The organism is Cognatundibacterium curvum (assembly GCF_014284235.1).
Taxonomy (GTDB): Bacteria; Pseudomonadota; Gammaproteobacteria; order Burkholderiales; family Burkholderiaceae_D; genus Undibacterium; species Undibacterium curvum.
Window position 1 is genome coordinate 1 of record NZ_JACOGD010000051.1, and the last position, 255, is coordinate 255.

Consider the following 255-nt stretch of genomic DNA (forward strand, 5'->3'; position numbering starts at 1 on the left):
CGATCACGAAGCCCACTTTGGCGATCCCGGCGCGCTGGGCGGTCAGGATGGTTTTACCGACAAATTCGTAGCGGACGTTCTGGTCGCCACGGATGTGCACTTCCGGTTGCGGTACTTTGACGGCTTCGACTTTGAGACGGTCGAACAGGTCTTCGGTGCCGCCTGGCAGGGGTTTCATCATGCCGTTCCAGTACACGTCGCCGTCTTTGTTGATCGAGACGGTGATGTTTTCCGGTTTGGTTTTGTAGATCTGGT

At 56.5% G+C, this 255-nt stretch carries 1 protein-coding gene; it reads right to left on the reverse strand.

Features of this window, described 5'->3' with window-relative positions:
• The coding region (locus tag H8K43_RS18825) for an ExbD/TolR family protein (RefSeq protein ID WP_230404131.1) at positions 1–181 on the reverse strand (181 nt) is incomplete at its 3' end.
• Positions 182–255: the final 74 nt, after the last annotated feature.